Origin of the sequence: Reyranella sp. (genome assembly GCF_004297265.1) — a bacterium.
In the GTDB taxonomy this organism is placed as follows: domain Bacteria; phylum Pseudomonadota; class Alphaproteobacteria; order Reyranellales; family Reyranellaceae; genus Reyranella.
Map to the genome: position 1 here is coordinate 69,189 of NZ_SCUT01000009.1, position 17,619 is coordinate 86,807.

Genomic DNA, 17,619 nt, shown 5'->3' on the forward strand with positions numbered 1-17,619 from the left:
AAATGAGCGAGACGTTCACACCGCCACCGTCCGCGTGGCAGGACTGGCCCCTCGATCGCGAGATCGTGCTGACCCGCGTGATCGATGCGCCGCGCGCCCTCGTCTATGCCGCCTGGACCGATCCAGAGCAGATCCAGGTCTGGTTCGGGCCCGAGGGCTTCGAGATCGAGAGCCGCGAGATCGACCTGCGGCTTGGCGGGCTGTGGCGCTTCGACATGGTGGCGCCCGACGGCACGCGCTACGACAACCGCATGCGCTTCCTGCGGCTCGAGGCGCCGTCGCTGATCGAGGTCGAGCACGGCTCGGACCGCGACGAGGATCCCGGCCGCTTCCGCATGCTCGTCACCTTCGACGAGCAGAGCGACGGCAAGACCGTCCTCACCCTGCGCCAGATGCATCCCACGAAGGCGCAGCGCGAGGGCGCGATCGGCTTCGGCGCCGTCGAGTATGGCGGCCAGACGCTGGCGAAACTGGCCCGCCACGTGGCGAAGGTCCGCGGCGTCTGAGCGGTCATTTGCTTCCCCTTTGCGGAGTCCGCAAAGGGGAAGTGCCCTCGTCTTACGAGGGCGATGGGGTCATGACCCCTCCGGCCCTACGGGCCACCTCCCCATTTGAATGGGGAGGAAGAAGATTCTGATTCAGTCGGAAAGACTCAAAGCCACCCTCACCTCGGCGCCGGCAGCGGCCTGATCTCCTCCTTCGCCAGCATGCCGAGCGCGAAGATGCGGCGCGCCACGACCAAAGCCTCGCCGGCGGTGCCGACGACGGCGGCGGCGATGCGGTCGTGGGTGGCCTTCATCGCAAACTCCACGACGCTGCTCATGACGGCGGTCGAGGAGGCCGAGAAGAAGACGTGCGAGAGAATGCGCCACACGGCGCGGGCGCTGTGGCGCAGGCCGTAGATCTGCATCAGGTCCTTGACCAGCGCGACGCCGATGCCCAGCACGACCAGCGCGTCGAGCGCGGGGTGCGGACAGGCCGCGACGCCGAGGCTGGCGCGCAGCGCGGCGCGCTGGATGCGCTCGTCGGCCGCGCGATCCATCGGCACGAAGATCTCGCGATTCAGGAGATCGATCACGTCGGCGTCGGTGTGCTGCGGCTGCAGCGCGGCCGAGACGGCGCCGAGCTTGCCGCGCACCTCGGGGTTGCCGGCATAGAGCGCGTCGAGCACGCCGACCAGACGGCCGCCGCTGCCGACGCCGCCCAGCCGCGCCAGATGCTCGGCCAGTTCGCGCGCACGTTCGGCTGACTTCAGCCGCGCATAGGCGCGGGCCTGGCCAGCCACCAGCCACAGGGTCGAGACCAGCAGCGCCACCAGCAGTCCGAACTGCGCGAGGTCGAGCAGGCTGCCGAGTTCGATCGCGCTCTGCAGCAGCGAGACCGCACCGTCGACGACATAGAACACCAGCAGCAGGCCGGCCGAGCCCAGCGCCAGCCTCGCCGGCCAGCGGATCGCGGGCGGGCGCGTCGTTACGGGCAGCGACTCGTCGAGCGCGGGCGCGTCGGCGGGCGGCAGGTCGCCCGGCCGGAACTCCATGTCGACGAGGCGGCGGGGCTTTTCTGCCACGGTTTCGGTGGGTGTGGTGATGCTCATGCGGGTGCTCACGCGAGGAGGAACTGGAGGACCTTGTCGAGATTGACGTGCGGCAGCGGCCGGTCGCGGAAGACGGCGCCCAGCCGCGGCGGCTCGAAGCGGCGGATGTTGAAGTCGTGCTCCGCCCACTGGTCGGCGGCGGGAATGGTGCCGGGGATCACGCCGGGCTGGATGTCCAGCACCTCAGCTCGGCCGGCCGGAATGCCGCGCAGGAAGGGCGTCGCGAGCCCGTTCACCTTGAGCTTGAGATCTGTCGTCGCGCGCACCGACGAAACGGCCAGCAGGCCCGACTGCCGCGCCGTCGCCTGCAGGAACGGCTCGCCGATCAGGTCGCGCAGCAGGTTGACCAGGTTGGCGTGCTGGTCGGCGGTGACATGGTCGGCCTTGGTCGCGGCCAGCGCCAGCCGGTCGACGCGCGCGAGCGGCAGCAGGCGCAGCAGCGGATGGCGCAGATCGTCGAAGGCGTCGCTGATGCTGCGGATCGCGAGGCCGAGATCGGCGAAGGCGTCGCGGCCCTGCTGCAGCGCGGACAGGAGATCGACCAGCAGCACCTGCTTGCCCATGCGGCCGAAGACCTCGCCGTAGAACTGCCGCACCTGCCTGAGGTAGGCGGCGTGGCGCTGCAGCAGCGCGGCGCCCATCGTGCCGCTGCGGGGCGCACGCACGCCCGAGCGCACCGACGAGAGCGGGAAGAACAGCGCGGCGGGATCGACCGCTTCGTCGCCAAGCGCAAATCGTCCGGGCTGCACGAAGCACAGGCTGCGCTCCTCGCGGCAGCGCAGGAGATAGTCGCGATAGAGAAGACCGATGCGTGCCAGCTCCTCCGGATTCTCCGGCGCGGCGGGATCGAGCGTGCGTACGGCGTCGAGCCAGGGCGCGGCGAGATCGTGCCGGCCGGCGCTGTTGGCCAGTTCCTCCATCTGCAGCGACCAGTCGCGGAACGATTGGGTCAGCATCGGCAGGTCCAAGAGCCATTCGCCGGGATAGTCGATGAGATCGAGATCGGTCGTGGCCTCGGACGAGAGGACGGAGCGCAGCAGCCCGACATCGCCATGCCGGATGCGCACCCGCAGGCCGCTCAGGCCGGTGGTCGGCGCGGGCCAGGCCGGCGGCTCGGCGAGCAGCTGGTCCAGCCGCTCCTCGAAGGGAAAGCGCGGCACGCCGGGAATCGCCAGCAGCTCCACGGCGCGCACATGCTCGCGCCAGGGGAAGAACGGGAAGGATGCCATTGGCGCCTGCACCGCCGTGCGCAATGCGTGGGCGAAGGCGGTGATGAACACGGTCTTGCCCGAGCGCTGCAGCCCGGTCACGGCAATGCGATGCCGCCGTTGCGAGAGCGGCGAGGCATCGAACGCCGCCGCGATACCCTCCAGCGTGGAGCCGGCCGCGTCTTTCAGTCGGGAAAAAGGGGTCACCGGATCGTCGCCTCGAAACATGCCGTTCGCATGTGGGGTGTCACCACGTCCGAAAGATGGCAAGGCGCCCTTTCTGATGCCGCCAGCACTGCTTTCAGCCCATATCTAGCGGGTTTTCGCGGATTCGAGCCCCTGTATTAAGTGGCTTGTTGTTCCTATTTTGTTCGCATACGAGTCCATCCAGCAGAGGAGGTGCTGGATGTTCGGTTTAACGCTTCACGACGTCGCCACGGCCCCGCATCCCATCGGCATCGAATGCGAGCGGTGCATCCGGCGCGTCGTCGTCACCGCGGCAACGCTGAAGGCGCGCTCGGGCGACCGGCGCACGCTCGAGGAGGCGGGTCTCGTCTGCAGCCGCTGCGGCTCGCGCGTCTTCGGTATCACCCGGTTCCTGTCGCAGGCCGAGTTGCGCGCCTTCGTGCGGGCGCGGTGAGACACGCCATGACCGACATCGATGCCGGAACGCCTCGCCCGCCCGGTCCGGCGCGCATCCCCTATCGCAGCCCGCCGCGCTTCGACACCTCGGCCGAGATCGAGCAGGCCTTCCCCCATGCCACGCAGATCATCCGGCGCGGCCACTGGATGGTCTACGAGCAGGCCGAGGTGAATGCGATGCTGGGCGGGCTTGGCGAGTATCGCAGCGGTTGCTTCAACGGCATCGGCACCTTCCGCTTCACGCAGGCCGAGCACGCCGCCGCCTTCGCCGAATATGCCTTCGACAAGCGGCTGCATCGCCTCAAGGCCAACAGCACCCACGGCGCCACCCGCGAGGAGGTGGCGCTGGAATGGGAACGCCGGGCAGCGGAGCGCGAGGAGATCCTCGCCTGGGGCCGCCTCACCGGCATGACCCGCCAAGTGGTCGCGCACTATCGCGCCGAACGCCATGTCGGCGCCTGGTCCTGGCCCGCGCATCTCGCCGCCGCGCGGCTGATCGAGAAAGCCCATCCCACCATCGCCGATCCCTGCCATTACGCCGGGGTGATGATCGAATGGGCGGAACGGGAACACCGGTCGTGGTTCTGGCGTTGCTGCCGCGGCCTGCACCAGCTGTAAGGGAGTGCCATGTCCACCGCCTTCGATTTCCTGCCCAATGCAAAAGATTCGCTCGAACGGGAAGCCGGCCTGATCCGGCGCGCTTTCGAACTCGCGGCCCGCCAGCCTTACGGATTCACCTTCGATGACCTGGAGCAGGTCGAGGCCTATCGCATGCAGCGTGCGGCCGACGTCGCGTCGCTGGACTGCGTCGCCAGCCTCACCGACGGCCGCCGCTTCCACCTCGCCTATGTCGCGGGCCCACATCGGCCGGACTTCGTCATGGTCACGCAGATGATGACCACCGAGCCCCTCCCTTCCGGTCGCAGCCGGTTCTGGATCGACGACGTGGCCGAGCTCAACCACACGCTCGGCCTGCCCCTCATCCCGCCACCTCCCGCCCCCGTAATCCTGCCGCTGCCGGCGCGGCACTAGAAACCGTGCGGGGAGCTTGCGGCGGCCTGCGGTCTCGCCCACAAGCTCCCCCATGAGCCGTCAACACTCCCGCAAGCTCCCGCCCTCCTCCCGCGAACGGCCCGACATGGTCGCGGCGCGCAAGGTGCTGGCGGAGATGTGGCCGGGCCCGGCGCGCGAGAGTTCCGTCACGCTGCTCAAGGCGTTGCACGTGCTGACGCGCGACGGCGGGCTGAACCTCGACACGCGGCGCAAGCTGAAGCAGGTGCTGCACCTCGTGCAGCTGCTGCGGCCGTCGCTCGACGCGCTGCTCGCCGAGGGAAATGATCCGGTGATCGCCGATCTCGGCACCGGCAAATCCTATCTCGGCTTCATCCTCTACGACCTGATCGTTGGTCCGGCCGGGCGCGGCTCGATCGTCGGCGTCGACGTGCGCGCCGAACTGGTCGAGCGCTCGCAGCAGTTGGCGAAGGAGTGCGGCTTCGACCGCATGTCGTTCGTGGCCGGCGGCATCGCCGACACGGTGCTGCCGGGTGGTCGCGCCGACATGGTGACGGCGCTGCATGCCTGCGACACCGCCACCGACGACGCGATCCGCTTCGCGCTGCGCCACGAGGCGAAGGTCATCGCGCTGATCCCGTGCTGCCAGGCCGAGGTCGCGTCGCTGCTCGAGCATGCGAAGCCCGCGCCGATCGACCAGCTGTGGCGCCACCCGCTGCACCGCCGCGAGTTCGGCGCGCACGCCACCAACGTGCTGCGCGGCCTGGTGCTCGAAGCCAGGGGCTACAAGGTGCGCGTGACCGAGTTCACCGGCCTCGAACACACATTGAAGAACGAGCTGATCCTCGCGACCCGACACCAGCAGGGCAATCCGCTCGCCCGCCGCAAGCTCGACCAGTTCGTCGAGCAGCTGGGTGTGCGGCCGGGCCTGCTGGATGTGATGGATGCCGCTGCCTGAGAGCGGAGGCCGCGCGCTGGACTACACTGACTCGCGCTGGCGTCTCGCGCCGAAGTTGTATAGCGTCCGCCCCCTCAGCGGGGGAGGCAATGGAATGATCGCGAGACGAGGTCTCATGGCGCTGGGTGCTGCCGGCGTCCTGGGCATGGCAGCGGCTGCGTGCACGGCCGACGTGAAGACGGTATCGAACGTCGACGCTGCCTATGGCCGCAAGCTCGACCGGGTGCTGGTCACGGTGGACCTGGGCTACCGGCATTCGCCGGGCCTGGTCATGACCAATGAGGCGACCTACCTCAAGATGGGCGAAGTGGTCGACAGCCTGCGCGCCGCGTTCGCTCCCACGGGTGTCACCACGGAGTTCGTGACCGAAGAGAGTGCCGTGCCGGCGGCGACCGCCAGCTTCCGGCCCACCCAGTTCCTGAACATCCACGTCTCGTCCTACTCGAAGGACATGGGCAGCCCGAACGCCTTCACGCTCAAGTGCGAGGTCCGCGACGCGGCAACGCAGAAGCGGATCTGGCTGTCGACCATCACCTTCGAGGCGTCGCAGACCGCCGGCACGCGGCTGCTGCGCGCGGCCTCGAAGAAAGCCGCCGACAATTTCGCGGACAATCTCGTGGGAAGGCTGCGCCAGGACAGGCTGATATGAGCCCGGGCGCACCGACCCTCGCGCGACGCTCGCTGATGCGGACGGTCGCGCCCGTCCTGCTGATCGCGCCTGCGCTCCTCACGGGCTGCAAGCCGGGTCCCACCGTCATCGCCACCAGGCCCACGGATGCTCCGGAGACGGATCGTGTGACGCGCCTGCTGGTCTGGCTCCCGCCCTCCAGCAAATACCTCGACTCTGGCAATCTCGCTTCCGCGCTCAGCGCCCGGCTGGTGGCGAAGGGCGTACAGGTCGAGATGGTGATCTCCCGGCCCCTCGAACTCGAGCGCAGCGATTCACAGGCGCCCTTCATCACGCGATTCCGTCCCACGCACCGGCTCGAGATCGACGTGAAGGATATCTCCAGCTCGTCCACCAGCTTCGGCCAATCGACGATCTTCTCCGTCGTGGCCGTGCTCTATCCGGCGACGGGCGCGAAGGAGATCCGCAGCGTCCACATCGTGGCCAGGAATTTCCTCGCCCGCTCGGCGGACAGCGCCCGGGAAGTCAGCGACGAACTGCTCGACAAGCTGCAGGCCACGGGCATCACGTTCGGGCGTTGAGAATCACTCGATACGCGCCGCCCCTCGTCTCCCGTACCGCGGCGCGCTCACCGCGTCGCCGTGCGTCACGGTTTCTGGCGAAGGCTCAGGATATAGGTGACCAGCGCATCCCGTTCCTGGGCGCTCAGCGAGAAATCCGGCATCAGCGTGTGCCCGGTGGAGAGGTAACGGTCGAGAGTCGCCGCCGTCGTGTCCACCCGCGCGGCAATGGCGCGAAAGCTCGGCGCACTGTCGGAAGCCAGGCGCTGACTGGCTTCCACGACGTGACAGGCCGTGCACCACCGCACGGCGAGCGCGCCACCGGTCTGGACGGTCTGGGCGGCCGCCGGGAGCGATATCAGCAGCGACGCCAGCACAAGGGCTCTTTTCATGGCTTGTCCACCAGCTCGGCCGTAGCGATTGTACGCTTGGAAACATTATCGCAGTCTTCATCTTATATGTCCGCCACCGGACGTTTCCTTGATCCGGGTCAAGACGCCCGCTGGGTGGCGGCGAAAGGAATCATCTGTGACAGGGAGAGTTCCATGAACAGTTCCACTCTGGTCGTCATCGGGACCGTCCTGGTCGTTCTCGGCCTGATCGGCTTCGCCTTCCCGATGTTCACGACCAAGGAGACCACGGAGTTGGCGAGGCTCGGCGAGCTGAAGCTCGAAACCACGCAAACCACCACGCATGTCGTTCCACCGCTGGTGATCGGCGGCGTCCTGGTGGCCGGCGTCATACTGCTGGGTGCAGGTCTCTACCGTAAGAGATAGCGCCGCGGTCAGAGCCCGCTTGGCCGCCGGCCCCAGCAGATCATCCGCCCGACTCAGTATCCGGGGCGGCTGTCGTTCTCCGCAGCTCTCGAGAGGAGCGGAAAAGGCTCGCCGGCAAGGCCAGGGGCCGGCCCCTCGGAAGCAAGCCACTCCCGCGCGTCCGTCTCGTCGGTGAAGAGGCGCAACCGGCGGCGGTCCCCTATCCGGTGCTTCAGGAGAACCGCCATGTCCACCAACAGGGGCGGCGGCGTCCTTCCGACCAGAATCGCGATGGGTCCCGCGATGGTCGGGCCGGTCAGGCGGGTGCTGGCGGCCATGATGTTCAGATCATCGCTGCTGAGCTGAATGTCGGCCCGGCTCAAGTCGAACAGCTTGCAATACCCGACGGCACCCTCTGCCCGCATGGTCTCTCGAAATGCCGTGGCGAAAGAAAGATCGAACACCCCCACGCCGCGGACCACGACCAGCCCTGCCGGCCGGTAGATCTTCCAACCCAGCGTACCCATGACTCTTACTCCCCTTGACCCAACTACCCGACGCGTCCGCTCGTCCCTCTCCCCGTGAACATCCTGCAGTCAGAGAAGCGTCAGAGTCATCAAATTTCTTCACGGGCTTCGGAATCGCGAATTAGTGTCGATCATCCCTCCCCTTTTGTTATTTTCTCTCCTGCCGCAATTTTCAGCGGCAGCGCGGACTGATCGCGAACGGCAGGCTGAGTTTCGCTCTTGGGCAACGTTTCAGGGCCAACGGCGTTATTTGCCGCCGAACACAGAATGATCACTTCGACAGGTGTTTCTCACACTTATGTTGGTGATCGGATCGGAGGCCCGCAGATGAAGAAGTTACCCTTGGCGATCGCATTGATCGTGGCCGCCTCGTTGGCACCGCCTGTGCTGGCCCAGAAGGACAAGGACAACCCTGGCCAGGGCCAGGGCCGCGGCGTCGAGAAGGCGGACAAGGCTGATCGCGGGAACGGGAAGAACGGAGTCGGCAATGCTCCTGGCGTGGCGCGAGCTCCTGGCAACCCGGGCAACGGCGTGGGCCAGGGCGCGGCATCGCCGGTCAACATGGTCGTGACCGAGCACGACCGGAGCGCCATCCAGGGCTACTATCGCCCGCTCTACGCCGCAGGGAACTGCCCGCCGGGTCTCGCGAAGAAGAACAACGGATGCATGCCGCCCGGACAGGCCAAGAAGCTTTGGACCATTGGCCAGCCTCTCCCGGCTGGCGTGGTCTTCTACCCGCTTCCGGGCCCGCTGCTCGGGCAGCTCACGCCCGCACCGGCGGGTTACCAGTATGTCCGCGTCGCGAACGATATCCTGATGATGGCGATCGGCACCCAGCTCATCGTCAGCGCCATCGCGGATCTCGGCGCGATGTAACCACGCTCCGAGCGCGCCAGGGAGTGACGATGCCGATTTACATGGACATTCTACGCATCGAGCGCCTGGTTGTGATCGTTGCGCGGGGTCATGTGACGGCCGAGGAAATCGCCGCAAATATCAGGACGCTGATAGAGGCCAACGTTCCCGGCTTCGCCAAGATCATCGATGTCGCCGGCTCGGCTTCCGATCTGACGCGCGATCAGGTCCAGCGTATCGCCGACATGCTTCGCGGCGGTGCGGGCAGCCCCTCGAGGGGCCCTGTCGCCTTCGTGGTCAATCCGCCGCGAAAGGGGTTTGCCGAGGCATTCGCCGAGGTGACTCAACGCGACCGGCCCATCGAGCTCTTTACCAGTCTCCATGCCGCCCGCAGTTGGCTGAAGCGATCGAGGGAGGGCGCACCGCGTTCAAGCGCATTCCTGCATGATGGAGTACCCGTTCGGAGGTGAGTTCCTCGGCTTGGCCGGCGGCGCGGGATCGGGCGCAACGAGGATGGCGGACGCGGCGTTTATCGCCACCAAGCCCGCCCCGGCACCACCCCAGCAGGAGCCAGCCATGGCAAGTCCCCGCGAAATCGAAGTGAAGAGACGCGCCCTGATGGCGGCCACCGTCGCCACCGCCGCGGTCGGCGCCGTGGCCCAGCGGGCCGGCGCGCAGACGACACCGGCTCGCGCCGCCCCGCCAGCGATGAAAGTTTCCTTCACCGTGAACGGCAAGCCGCGCGACCTCGACCTCGATCCGCGCACGACGCTGCTCGACGCGCTGCGCGAGGGGCTGCATCTCGGCGGCACCAAGAAGGGTTGCGATCACGGCCAGTGCGGCGCCTGCACGGTGATCCTCGACGGCCGCCGCATCAATTCCTGCCTCACCCTCGCCGTGATGCATCCGGGCAGTGAGATCACCACCATCGAGGGGCTGGGCACGCCGGACAAGCTGCACCCGATGCAGGCGGCCTTCGTGAAGCATGACGGCTATCAGTGCGGCTACTGCACGCCCGGCCAGATCTGCTCGGCGGTCGCGGTGCTGGCGGAGATCGAGGCGGGCATCCCGAGCCACGTCACCGCCGACCTCAACGCCAAGCCCGCGCTGGACGATGCCGAACTGCGCGAGCGCATGAGCGGCAACATCTGCCGCTGCGGCGCCTATTCCAACATCGTCGAGGCGATCGGCGAAGTCGCCGGGAGGAAGGCATGAAGCCCTTCACCTACGAGCGCGCCGCCTCCCCCGCCGAGGCCGCGACGGCCGCGGCCCGCCAGCCCGGCGCGCGCTTCATCGCCGGCGGCACCAACCTGCTCGACCTGATGAAGCTGCAGATCGAGACGCCGGACCATCTGATCGACGTCAACGGCCTCGGCCTCGACAGGATCGAGGAAACGCAGGACGGCGGCCTGCGCATCGGCGCCCTGGTGCGCAACACCGATCTGGCGGCCGATGCCCGCGTGCGGCGTGACCATGCGGTGCTCTCGCGTGCCCTGCTGGCGGGCGCCTCGGGGCAGTTGCGCAACCGTGCGACCACGGCCGGCAATCTCCTGCAGCGCACGCGCTGCCCCTACTTCTACGACACCAACATGGCCTGCAACAAACGCCGCCCCGGCAGCGGCTGCTCGGCGCTGGGCGGCTATAGCCGCCAGCTCGCGGTGGTGGGCGGCAGCGAGGCCTGCATCGCCACGCATCCCTCCGACATGGCGGTGGCGATGCGCGTCCTCGACGCCACGGTGGAAACCGTGAAGCCCACCGTGAAACCTGAGGGCGCTACCCGCAAGATTCCGATCGCCGATTTCCACCGCCTGCCCGGCGACACGCCCGAGATCGAGACGGTGCTGGAGCCCGGCGAGCTGATCACCGCGGTGACCTTGCCGAAGCCGGCGGGCGGCACGCATCACTATCGCAAGGTGCGCGACCGTGCCTCCTATGCCTTCGCCCTGGTTTCGGTCGCCGCGATCGTCCAGCCGGACGGCAGCGGCCGCGTGGCGCTGGGCGGCGTCGCACCCAAGCCGTGGCGTCGCGAGGACGCCGAGGCGGAGATGTCGCGCGGCGCCAAGCCTGTGATGGCCAAGCTGCTGGCCGGCGCGAGGCCCACCGAGGAGAACAAGTTCAAACTGCCGCTGGCCGAGCGCGCGCTCGCCGCCGTGCTGGCCGAAGCGAAGGGCTGAGCCATGAAATTCGACACGCCCGCCACCACCAATCCCATCGACCGGCTGAAGATCGTCGGCCTTCCGACCGACCGTATCGACGGACCGTTGAAGACCACCGGCACCGCGCCCTATGCCTATGAACGCCACGACGTGGCGCCCGACGCGGCCTACGGGCATGTGCTGGGCGCCGCGATCGCCAAGGGCCGCATCGCCTCGATGGATCTCACGGCCGCCTGGGCCGCGCCCGGCGTGCTGGCCGTCGTCACGGCGGAGAATGCCGGCAAGCTCGGCAAGGGCGAGTACAACACCGCCAAGCTGCTGGGCGGGCCCGAGATCGAGCACTATCACCAGGCCGTCGCGCTGGTGGTCGCCGAGACCTTCGAGCAGGCCCGCCACGCGGCCGAGCTGATCAAGGTCGACTATGCGCCGGCCAGGGGCGCCTACGACCTCGCGGCGTCCCGCGATTCCGCCAAGCCCGCCGGCAAGGACGAGGAGCCGGCCGACAGCCGTGTCGGCGATTTCGACGCAGCCTTCGCCGCCGCACCCGTACAGCTCGACGCGACCTACACCACGCCCGACCAGTCGCATGCGATGATGGAGCCGCACGCCAGCATCGCCGCCTGGAACGGCGACCGGCTTTCGCTCTGGACCTCGAACCAGATGATCGCCTGGAGCGTCGGCGACGTGGCGAAGACGCTGGGCATCGCGAAGGAGAAGGTCCACCTGATGTCGCCCTATATCGGCGGCGGCTTCGGCGGCAAGCTGTGGGTGCGCGCCGACGCGCTGCTGGCGGCGCTGGGCGCGCGCGCGGCGAAGCGGCCGGTCAAGGTGGCGCTGCAGCGGCCGCTGATGATCAACAACACCACGCACCGGCCGGCCACGATCCAGCGCATCCGTCTGGGCGCCGACAAGGACGGCAGGCTGACGGCGATCGGCCATGACAGCTGGTCGGGCGACCTGCCCGGCGGCAAGCCGGAGACCGCGATCATGCAGACGCGGCTGCTCTATGCCGGCGCCAACCGGCTGACGCGGCAGCGGCTGGCCGAGCTCGACCTGCCGGAAGGCAATTCGATGCGCGCGCCCGGCGAGGCGGCCGGCATGATGGCGCTCGAGATCGCGATGGACGAGATGGCCGAGAAGCTGGGCCTCGATCCGGTCGAGTTCCGCATCCGCAACGACACGCAGGTCGATCCCGAACAGCCGGAGCGCAAGTTCTCGCAGCGCCAGCTCACCGAATGCCTGCGCACCGGCGCCGAGCGCTTCGGCTGGGCCCGGCGCAAGGCCGAGCCCCGGCAGGTTCGCGACGGGCGTTGGCTCGTGGGCCTCGGCATGGCGGCCGCCTATCGCGGATCGCCGGTGATCAAGTCGGGCGCGCGGGTGCGGCTAGACGGCAAGGGCACCGTCACCGTCGAGACCGACATGACCGACATCGGCACCGGCAGCTACACGATCATCGCCCAGACCGCCGCCGAGATGATGGGCGTGCCGCTCGACAAGGTGGTGGTGCGGCTGGGCGATTCGGCCTTCCCGGTGTCGTCGGGCTCGGGCGGGCAGTTCGGCGGCAATTCCTCGACCGCGGGCGTCTACGCCGCCTGCGTGAAGCTGCGCGAGGCTGTGACGGCAAAACTCGGCCTCAACGCCGCCGATGCGCAGTTCGCGGACGGCCAGGTCCGCTCGGGCGATCGTTCCATCGCACTCGCCGAGGCGGCCAGGAGCGGCGAACTGGCGGCCGAGGATGCGATCGAGTTCGGCGGGCTCGACAAGAAGCATCAGCTCTCGACCTTCGGCGGTCATTTCGTCGAGGTCGCGGTCGATGCCGCCACGGCCGAGGTGCGGATCCGGCGCATGCTGGCCGTCTGCGCCTCGGGCCGCATCCTCAACCCGAAATCGGCGCGCAGCCAGGTGATCGGGGCCATGACCATGGGCGCGGGCGCGGCGCTGATGGAGGATCTGGTGGTCGACAAGCGCCACGGCTTCTTCGTCAACCACGACCTCGCTTCCTACGAGGTGCCGGTCCATGCCGACATCCCGCACCAGGAGGTGATCTTCCTCGACGAGACCGATCCGATGTCGTCGCCGATGAAGGCCAAGGGCGTCGGCGAACTGGGCATCTGCGGCGTCGCCGCCGCCGTCGCCAACGCGATCTACAACGCCACCGGCGTCCGGGTCCGCGACTATCCGATCACGCTCGACAAGCTCTTGGAGAAGATGCCGGACGTGGGGTGACCCGCCCTCACCCTGAGAGGCTGGCCAGAAATGAAATAGCCCCAACAACCTCACCCTGAGGAGCATCGCGCAGCGATGCGTCTCGAAGGGTGGGAACGCGCACCTTGCCTGTTGCCCATCCTTCGAGACGCGCCGCTTCGCGGCGCTCCTTGTATCAAGGGACGGCCGCGCCGGCGTAGAGTTGCGGGTGCGGTCTCGGTGGAGAGCCCGGAGGCTCCTGGGGCCAGCAAGCCCGTTCCTGAGCTCGGCGCCTCCACCGTTGATTTTGTGATCCCGAACGGTCGCCTGGGCCGAACCGCGAGCCCGCATGCGCAAGGATGGGAGCCAAGATCCATGTTCGTTGGCATCGATGTGGCGAAAGATCGCCTGGATGTTCATGTGCGCCCCGCCGGTGAGGCCTTCACCGTTGCCCGTGACGGAGAAGGCATCGAGGATCTGGTTGGGCGGTTGAGTAAAATGGTGCCCGCTCTGATCGTGCTCGAAGCAACCGGTGGCTTCGAGACGATCGTGGCGGCAGGTCTGGGCGCGGCGGGCCTGCCTGTGGCGGTCGTCAATCCCCGGCAGATCAGGGACTTCGCTCGGGCCACCGCGCGCCTGGCCAAGACCGATGCCCTGGATGCTGCTGTCATCGCCCACTTCGCCGAGGCGGTGAACCCACCGGCGCGGCCGCTCGCCGACGAGCAGTCCAGGTTGTTGGGCGAACTGATGGCGCGCCGCCGTCAGCTCATCGAGATGATTGGCGCCGAGAGCAACCGCCGACGCATGCTCACCGTGCGGCGCACCCTGAAGACCGTCGATCGCGTGCTGGCCACCTTGAAGACCCAGCTCCAACAGATCGACGACGACATCGACAGTGCCGTCCGGGGAACCCCGGCCTGGCGCGAGGCCGAGGATCTTCTCGTCAGCGTTCCCGGCATTGGCCCCAGGATTGCTCGCACCCTGATCGCCGAGCTGCCTGAACTGGGCCGCCTTGGCCGCCGTGAGATCGCGTCCCTGACCGGCGTCGCCCCGTTCAATCGCGACAGCGGCACCTTGCGGGGCCGCCGTACCATCGCAGGCGGACGGCCTGTCGTGCGGGCCGCCCTCTACATGAGCATCCTCGTATCCATCCGCCGCAAGCTGCCGCTGGCCCTCACCTATCACCGCCTGCGCGCTGCCGGAAAGCCAGCCAAGGTCGCCATCGTCGCCTGCATGCGCAAGCTCGTCACCATCCTCAACGCCATCCTCAGGGACAGAAACCATGGGCAAACGCTTGACCGCCACGACGGTCGCTCAGGATGAGGCCGCTCTCACCCCACCACGCACTTCGACGGCGGCGGCACGTCGTCGAGCACGTAGAAGATGTTCTCGACCGCCTGCACGGCGACACGCTCCAGCGACTGGCGGGTCGAGCCGCCGATATGCGGCGTGAAGACCACGTTCTTCTGCTTCCACAACGGATGGTTCGGATCGGGCGGCTCGACCACGAACGTGTCGAGCGCCGCACCGGCGAGATGGCCGCTCTCCAGCGCCGCCACGAGGGCCACGTCGTCGACCAGCGGGCCGCGGCCGGCATTCACCAGGAACGTGCCCTTGCGCATGCGGGCGAGCGCCGCCGCGTCGATCATGCGGTCGGTCTCCTCGGTCAGCGGACAATGCAAGGTGACGATGTCCGCCCACTCCAGCAGATCGTCGAGGACGGAAACGCGGCCGACACCCTCGGGGATTGCGTCCGGCGCGATGTACGGATCGTAGATCCGGATCTCAAGATCGAACGGCTGGCAGAGCGCGACCAGCGAGGAGCCGACGGCGCCGCAGCCGACGATGCCCAGCTTCGAGCCCGACAGTTCGCGGCCCATGAAGGCCGATTGCGACCAGGTGCCCTGCTTCAGCGCCGTGTCGAACGGCACCATGTAGCGCAGCACGGAGATCATCATGCCCAGCGCCAGCTCGGCCACCGAGCGCGCATTGGCGCCGTGGGTGCGCAGCACCGCGATGCCGCGCTCACTGGCCGCCGCGACATCGATATTGTCGTAACCGACCCCGTGCTTGGACACGACGCGAAGGTCCGGCGCGGCGTCATAGACGGCCGGCGTGATCTTGGTGGTCCGCACCAGGATCGCATGCGTCGGCGCCTCCGCCACCGCCGCGATCATCTCGGCCTCGGACGCGTGCGTCGGCAAGGTCCGGATCTGCGCCCCGCGCGCCTCAAGCAACGCCAGCGCCGCCGGCGCCAGCACGTCAGAATTGATGATGATCCGCGGCCCGTTCCTCATAGAGGCACCCTCTCCTGATGCGATGACAGGGGGTTGTGTTTAGCGGGATTGGGGGATGGGGGCGAGACGTGGGGGCACTTCTGGACACAACTATCAAGTATCGCCCAAGAGATAACTCGTCACCAACCTAGTCAATCAATACTCGAACAGCGAGACTAACTGAGCGGAAGCTTCAAAAAACTTCCTTGTTCCAAAAATTGAATGAGGTTGCAGATCAAACGCAAAACCCACCAATATAGGAAAATGAGGCAGATCAGGTTGATATTAGTCACTAGGAGCTAGTTTCTATGCTGAATGAAGATCTTGCGTCTCTTCTCTTGCCAATCGGTCACGATACGGCAAACGCCTCATACGATCCAGAAACCTTTCACGTTCTCCATCCAGCTCTCAAGAAAGAAGATTCTCCAACAATCTTCTCCCTATTACATGAATGCGTTCATGTCATTCAACATAGTTGTACTTCAACGGGCATTCACGACGTAATTGCGAAAGCGACGCGAGATCAAAACGTCGAAACGTTCATAAAAAGCGCTTCAATAGATTTTGATTTGTATCCCGGGCACAAGTCTTGGTTCGGCTTGTACAGGCACCGATCAAGTCCAGATTTTTATCGCAACACCGTTAGATCAAAAGATGGACTAAGCCTTCAAGCGTTTATAGATATTTGGTATTCGAATTTTCTCGCTGATAGATTTCGCCACGATCCGATTGCTGTGGCCAAATTGGCAAAGCGCTATGACCCTCGTTACGAAGACCCATTTGTAGCGCTTCTACTGAGTCAAGCGAAGCAGCTTGTATTTGCGCAACACCGGTGGGCGCCAGCCTTTTTCGATCCATCTGAAGACTACACCTTCGATGACTACAATGCCCAAGCATTTGAGTCGTATATTAAGAGCCAGCAGATATGGTGGCCTGGGTCAGCGGAACAAAAAGTACTTTCATCCCGGTTGTTGTACGAGGCTTGGGCATGCGCCATCGAAATGCTTCACATGAAGCGCTTAGGGTTAAACTGGGAATGGTTGAAGCGGTACCAAGAAATATTGAATTCTGAATACAAATATTTTTTTCAATGGGTTGAGAAGAATTTTATTACCTTAGTTGGCGTCGACATACTCGAAGAGCCGCTCATTCTTTTGGATTTAGCGATCATGTGCGAGCTGGCTCTTAATCCTCGCAATGCACCTTTCGTGAAAGAGATGTTTTCGGAAGGTATAACCAAACTTAATCCTCCATCGCGATTTGCGACTTTGAATAAGCATGCTCGTGTCGTCTGGGACACTATCGGCAGCCCCAAAACCCTTGGAATAGACGAAATTAAATCGCGCGTTCGCACCTGGCGTTCACGCGCAAGCTTTAATTGCGTCGAGCTTCAAGAATTATCTGGATTGCAACTTAAGGAACAGTACAAAGGACGCTTAGGCTACGCTGGCATTGAACTCTTGCTATCTTACAAGGATCAACTTTTCTCAGCGAATCCAACAGCAGAATCTGTCACCGAAATCATTCTTTCTGAGAATTTTTTGGCAAGCAGACCGCCACTAGCTATCTACAAGTATGATCAAGAAGAAGAATATACCTTCTCCGAACAATGCTTCCCAAGCCAAGAGATCTTAATCAAAAAGGTCACAGAAATAATGTATTACAATGCAATGAAAGATTTAGTTATTGGCTTCGCTCCGATCCAATGCCTTATAGGTGGCCACTATGACCTAGAGAAAAATATTCCGGGCTTAACCCAGTTTGTCAAAAAGCAAATTACTCGTCTGACTCGTCGGCAGTGACCGAAGTCACCTCAATTTTGGATGTCTGCTTACGATGTTCTCTAAATCGACTTAAAGCAGCATGGATCATATCGTGAGCTACGCTAGCTGAAATATGAGCAGAAAAAGCAACTACGAGATACTCGAACGCTGTCATCCCTAACGGTCGAACTGCGTTCATGTGATCCGTCCTGTCCTCATTGACGAAGACCGCATCCGCGCGATCATCCACCAAAAATTTGCGAAAGGCTTCCAATTCATCCTTCGCGCCCCGAATTGTAGCCTCGATACTCATATAACAACCTGAGGTTAGATACTTCTTAAGAACGGATTAGAAAGGAGTCTGGAACGCATTGCAAGACAGGAGCAACTTCGATCTACTCGCCCACTCGGGAGCGTCGTGACGGCGCTGGCAAAGGTCGTTCTAAGCGTATGCCCCAACACATCATCGCTGCTGGAGAGGCACACTCAGAGTGAAGCTGCT

Annotated in this window: 20 protein-coding genes; 15 read left to right on the plus strand and 5 right to left on the minus strand. The window is 65.2% G+C overall.

The window, feature by feature from the left end; genetic code table 11:
• The first annotated feature begins 2 nt into the window (after positions 1 to 2).
• Positions 3 to 506: an SRPBCC family protein gene (locus tag EPO41_RS03250; protein WP_296320315.1), complete on the plus strand. Its 504-nt coding sequence runs from the start codon at positions 3 to 5 to the stop codon at positions 504 to 506.
• 158 nt (positions 507 to 664) lie between these two features.
• On the opposite strand, the gene EPO41_RS03255 is transcribed toward EPO41_RS03250, so the two are convergent.
• On the minus strand, positions 665 to 1,594 hold the full coding sequence (locus EPO41_RS03255; protein ID WP_296320317.1) for a YcjF family protein: 930 nt from the start codon (positions 1,592 to 1,594) through the stop codon (positions 665 to 667).
• Positions 1,595 to 1,602: 8 nt separating this feature from the next.
• Positions 1,603 to 3,009: a YcjX family protein gene (locus EPO41_RS03260; protein WP_296320320.1), complete on the minus strand. Its 1,407-nt coding sequence runs from the start codon at positions 3,007 to 3,009 to the stop codon at positions 1,603 to 1,605.
• A 199-nt stretch (positions 3,010 to 3,208) separates the two neighbouring features.
• Between EPO41_RS03260 and EPO41_RS03265 the strand changes: the two genes are divergently transcribed.
• The 6 genes from EPO41_RS03265 to EPO41_RS03290 all read left to right on the plus strand — a co-directional run bounded on the left by EPO41_RS03265 (position 3,209) and on the right by EPO41_RS03290 (position 6,622).
• Positions 3,209 to 3,442 carry a hypothetical protein gene (locus tag EPO41_RS03265; protein ID WP_296320324.1) on the plus strand — a complete coding sequence of 78 codons (234 nt, stop codon included), beginning with the start codon at positions 3,209 to 3,211 and terminating at the stop codon, positions 3,440 to 3,442.
• 8 nt (positions 3,443 to 3,450) lie between these two features.
• Positions 3,451 to 4,062 carry a hypothetical protein gene (locus EPO41_RS03270; RefSeq protein ID WP_296320327.1) on the plus strand — a complete coding sequence of 204 codons (612 nt, stop codon included), beginning with the start codon at positions 3,451 to 3,453 and terminating at the stop codon, positions 4,060 to 4,062.
• Positions 4,063 to 4,071: 9 nt separating this feature from the next.
• Positions 4,072 to 4,476, plus strand: a complete 405-nt coding sequence (locus EPO41_RS03275; RefSeq protein ID WP_296320329.1) for a hypothetical protein — start codon at positions 4,072 to 4,074, stop codon at positions 4,474 to 4,476.
• A gap of 52 nt (positions 4,477 to 4,528) precedes the next feature.
• Complete coding sequence (locus tag EPO41_RS03280) at positions 4,529 to 5,413, plus strand: SAM-dependent methyltransferase (RefSeq protein WP_296320332.1); 885 nt, start codon at positions 4,529 to 4,531, stop codon at positions 5,411 to 5,413.
• A 94-nt stretch (positions 5,414 to 5,507) separates the two neighbouring features.
• The gene (locus EPO41_RS03285; RefSeq protein WP_296320335.1) at positions 5,508 to 6,062 is read left to right on the plus strand and encodes a hypothetical protein; all 555 of its coding nucleotides are present in this window, start codon (positions 5,508 to 5,510) and stop codon (positions 6,060 to 6,062) included.
• Positions 6,059 to 6,622, plus strand: a complete 564-nt coding sequence (locus EPO41_RS03290) for a hypothetical protein (protein ID WP_296320338.1) — start codon at positions 6,059 to 6,061, stop codon at positions 6,620 to 6,622. Before EPO41_RS03285 ends, EPO41_RS03290 begins: the two co-directional genes overlap by 4 nt.
• A gap of 65 nt (positions 6,623 to 6,687) precedes the next feature.
• Here EPO41_RS03290 and EPO41_RS03295 read toward each other — a convergent pair whose 3' ends face one another.
• A complete protein-coding gene (locus EPO41_RS03295; protein ID WP_296320341.1) occupies positions 6,688 to 6,993 on the minus strand; it encodes a c-type cytochrome in 306 nt (101 codons plus the stop codon).
• Positions 6,994 to 7,146: 153 nt separating this feature from the next.
• On the opposite strand from EPO41_RS03295, the gene EPO41_RS03300 reads away from it, so the two are divergent.
• Entirely contained in the window at positions 7,147 to 7,377 is a 231-nt protein-coding gene (locus tag EPO41_RS03300; RefSeq protein ID WP_296320343.1) for a hypothetical protein, read from the plus strand.
• Positions 7,378 to 7,430: 53 nt separating this feature from the next.
• Here EPO41_RS03300 and EPO41_RS03305 read toward each other — a convergent pair whose 3' ends face one another.
• Entirely contained in the window at positions 7,431 to 7,883 is a 453-nt protein-coding gene (locus tag EPO41_RS03305) for a hypothetical protein (RefSeq protein ID WP_296320345.1), read from the minus strand.
• Positions 7,884 to 8,210: 327 nt separating this feature from the next.
• Between EPO41_RS03305 and EPO41_RS03310 the strand changes: the two genes are divergently transcribed.
• The 6 genes from EPO41_RS03310 (at position 8,211) to EPO41_RS03335 (ending at position 14,401) form a co-directional block, all read left to right on the plus strand.
• Complete coding sequence (locus EPO41_RS03310) at positions 8,211 to 8,759, plus strand: hypothetical protein (RefSeq protein ID WP_296320348.1); 549 nt, start codon at positions 8,211 to 8,213, stop codon at positions 8,757 to 8,759.
• A gap of 29 nt (positions 8,760 to 8,788) precedes the next feature.
• Positions 8,789 to 9,208, plus strand: coding sequence for a hypothetical protein (locus EPO41_RS03315; RefSeq protein ID WP_296320352.1), 420 nt, complete (start codon positions 8,789 to 8,791; stop codon positions 9,206 to 9,208).
• Between the two features lie 106 nt (positions 9,209 to 9,314).
• The gene (gene paoA, locus EPO41_RS03320) at positions 9,315 to 9,953 is read left to right on the plus strand and encodes an aldehyde dehydrogenase iron-sulfur subunit PaoA (RefSeq protein ID WP_296320355.1); all 639 of its coding nucleotides are present in this window, start codon (positions 9,315 to 9,317) and stop codon (positions 9,951 to 9,953) included.
• Positions 9,950 to 10,912, plus strand: a complete 963-nt coding sequence (locus tag EPO41_RS03325) for a xanthine dehydrogenase family protein subunit M (RefSeq protein WP_296320357.1) — start codon at positions 9,950 to 9,952, stop codon at positions 10,910 to 10,912. The genes paoA and EPO41_RS03325 overlap by 4 nt, the downstream gene beginning before the upstream one ends.
• Positions 10,913 to 10,915: 3 nt before the next feature.
• Positions 10,916 to 13,120 (plus strand): aldehyde oxidoreductase molybdenum-binding subunit PaoC, encoded by a 2,205-nt coding sequence (gene paoC / locus EPO41_RS03330; RefSeq protein WP_296320360.1) that lies wholly within the window; start codon positions 10,916 to 10,918, stop codon positions 13,118 to 13,120.
• A gap of 333 nt (positions 13,121 to 13,453) precedes the next feature.
• Positions 13,454 to 14,401: an IS110 family transposase gene (locus EPO41_RS03335; protein WP_296320364.1), complete on the plus strand. Its 948-nt coding sequence runs from the start codon at positions 13,454 to 13,456 to the stop codon at positions 14,399 to 14,401.
• A gap of 8 nt (positions 14,402 to 14,409) precedes the next feature.
• Here EPO41_RS03335 and EPO41_RS03340 read toward each other — a convergent pair whose 3' ends face one another.
• A complete protein-coding gene (locus tag EPO41_RS03340) occupies positions 14,410 to 15,375 on the minus strand; it encodes a hydroxyacid dehydrogenase (protein ID WP_296320366.1) in 966 nt (321 codons plus the stop codon).
• A gap of 287 nt (positions 15,376 to 15,662) precedes the next feature.
• Here EPO41_RS03340 and EPO41_RS03345 point away from each other — a divergent pair, with 287 nt between their 5' ends.
• The gene (locus EPO41_RS03345; protein ID WP_296320368.1) at positions 15,663 to 17,156 is read left to right on the plus strand and encodes a hypothetical protein; all 1,494 of its coding nucleotides are present in this window, start codon (positions 15,663 to 15,665) and stop codon (positions 17,154 to 17,156) included.
• Positions 17,157 to 17,619: the final 463 nt, after the last annotated feature.

Bases quoted from the DNA above. Each gene is read 5' to 3' on its own strand.
- EPO41_RS03250 (WP_296320315.1), top strand. From the start codon at position 3: ATGAGCGAGACGTTCACACCGCCACCGTCCGCGTGGCAGGACTGGCCC.
- EPO41_RS03255 (WP_296320317.1), bottom strand. From the start codon at position 1,594: ATGAGCATCACCACACCCACCGAAACCGTGGCAGAAAAGCCCCGCCGC.
- EPO41_RS03265 (WP_296320324.1), top strand. From the start codon at position 3,209: ATGTTCGGTTTAACGCTTCACGACGTCGCCACGGCCCCGCATCCCATC.
- EPO41_RS03270 (WP_296320327.1), top strand. From the start codon at position 3,451: ATGACCGACATCGATGCCGGAACGCCTCGCCCGCCCGGTCCGGCGCGC.
- EPO41_RS03275 (WP_296320329.1), top strand. From the start codon at position 4,072: ATGTCCACCGCCTTCGATTTCCTGCCCAATGCAAAAGATTCGCTCGAA.
- EPO41_RS03280 (WP_296320332.1), top strand. From the start codon at position 4,529: ATGAGCCGTCAACACTCCCGCAAGCTCCCGCCCTCCTCCCGCGAACGG.
- EPO41_RS03285 (WP_296320335.1), top strand. From the start codon at position 5,508: ATGATCGCGAGACGAGGTCTCATGGCGCTGGGTGCTGCCGGCGTCCTG.
- EPO41_RS03290 (WP_296320338.1), top strand. From the start codon at position 6,059: ATGAGCCCGGGCGCACCGACCCTCGCGCGACGCTCGCTGATGCGGACG.
- EPO41_RS03295 (WP_296320341.1), bottom strand. From the start codon at position 6,993: ATGAAAAGAGCCCTTGTGCTGGCGTCGCTGCTGATATCGCTCCCGGCG.
- EPO41_RS03300 (WP_296320343.1), top strand. From the start codon at position 7,147: ATGAACAGTTCCACTCTGGTCGTCATCGGGACCGTCCTGGTCGTTCTC.
- EPO41_RS03305 (WP_296320345.1), bottom strand. From the start codon at position 7,883: ATGGGTACGCTGGGTTGGAAGATCTACCGGCCGGCAGGGCTGGTCGTG.
- EPO41_RS03310 (WP_296320348.1), top strand. From the start codon at position 8,211: ATGAAGAAGTTACCCTTGGCGATCGCATTGATCGTGGCCGCCTCGTTG.
- EPO41_RS03315 (WP_296320352.1), top strand. From the start codon at position 8,789: ATGCCGATTTACATGGACATTCTACGCATCGAGCGCCTGGTTGTGATC.
- paoA (WP_296320355.1), top strand. From the start codon at position 9,315: ATGGCAAGTCCCCGCGAAATCGAAGTGAAGAGACGCGCCCTGATGGCG.
- EPO41_RS03325 (WP_296320357.1), top strand. From the start codon at position 9,950: ATGAAGCCCTTCACCTACGAGCGCGCCGCCTCCCCCGCCGAGGCCGCG.
- paoC (WP_296320360.1), top strand. From the start codon at position 10,916: ATGAAATTCGACACGCCCGCCACCACCAATCCCATCGACCGGCTGAAG.
- EPO41_RS03335 (WP_296320364.1), top strand. From the start codon at position 13,454: ATGTTCGTTGGCATCGATGTGGCGAAAGATCGCCTGGATGTTCATGTG.
- EPO41_RS03340 (WP_296320366.1), bottom strand. From the start codon at position 15,375: ATGAGGAACGGGCCGCGGATCATCATCAATTCTGACGTGCTGGCGCCG.
- EPO41_RS03345 (WP_296320368.1), top strand. From the start codon at position 15,663: ATGCTGAATGAAGATCTTGCGTCTCTTCTCTTGCCAATCGGTCACGAT.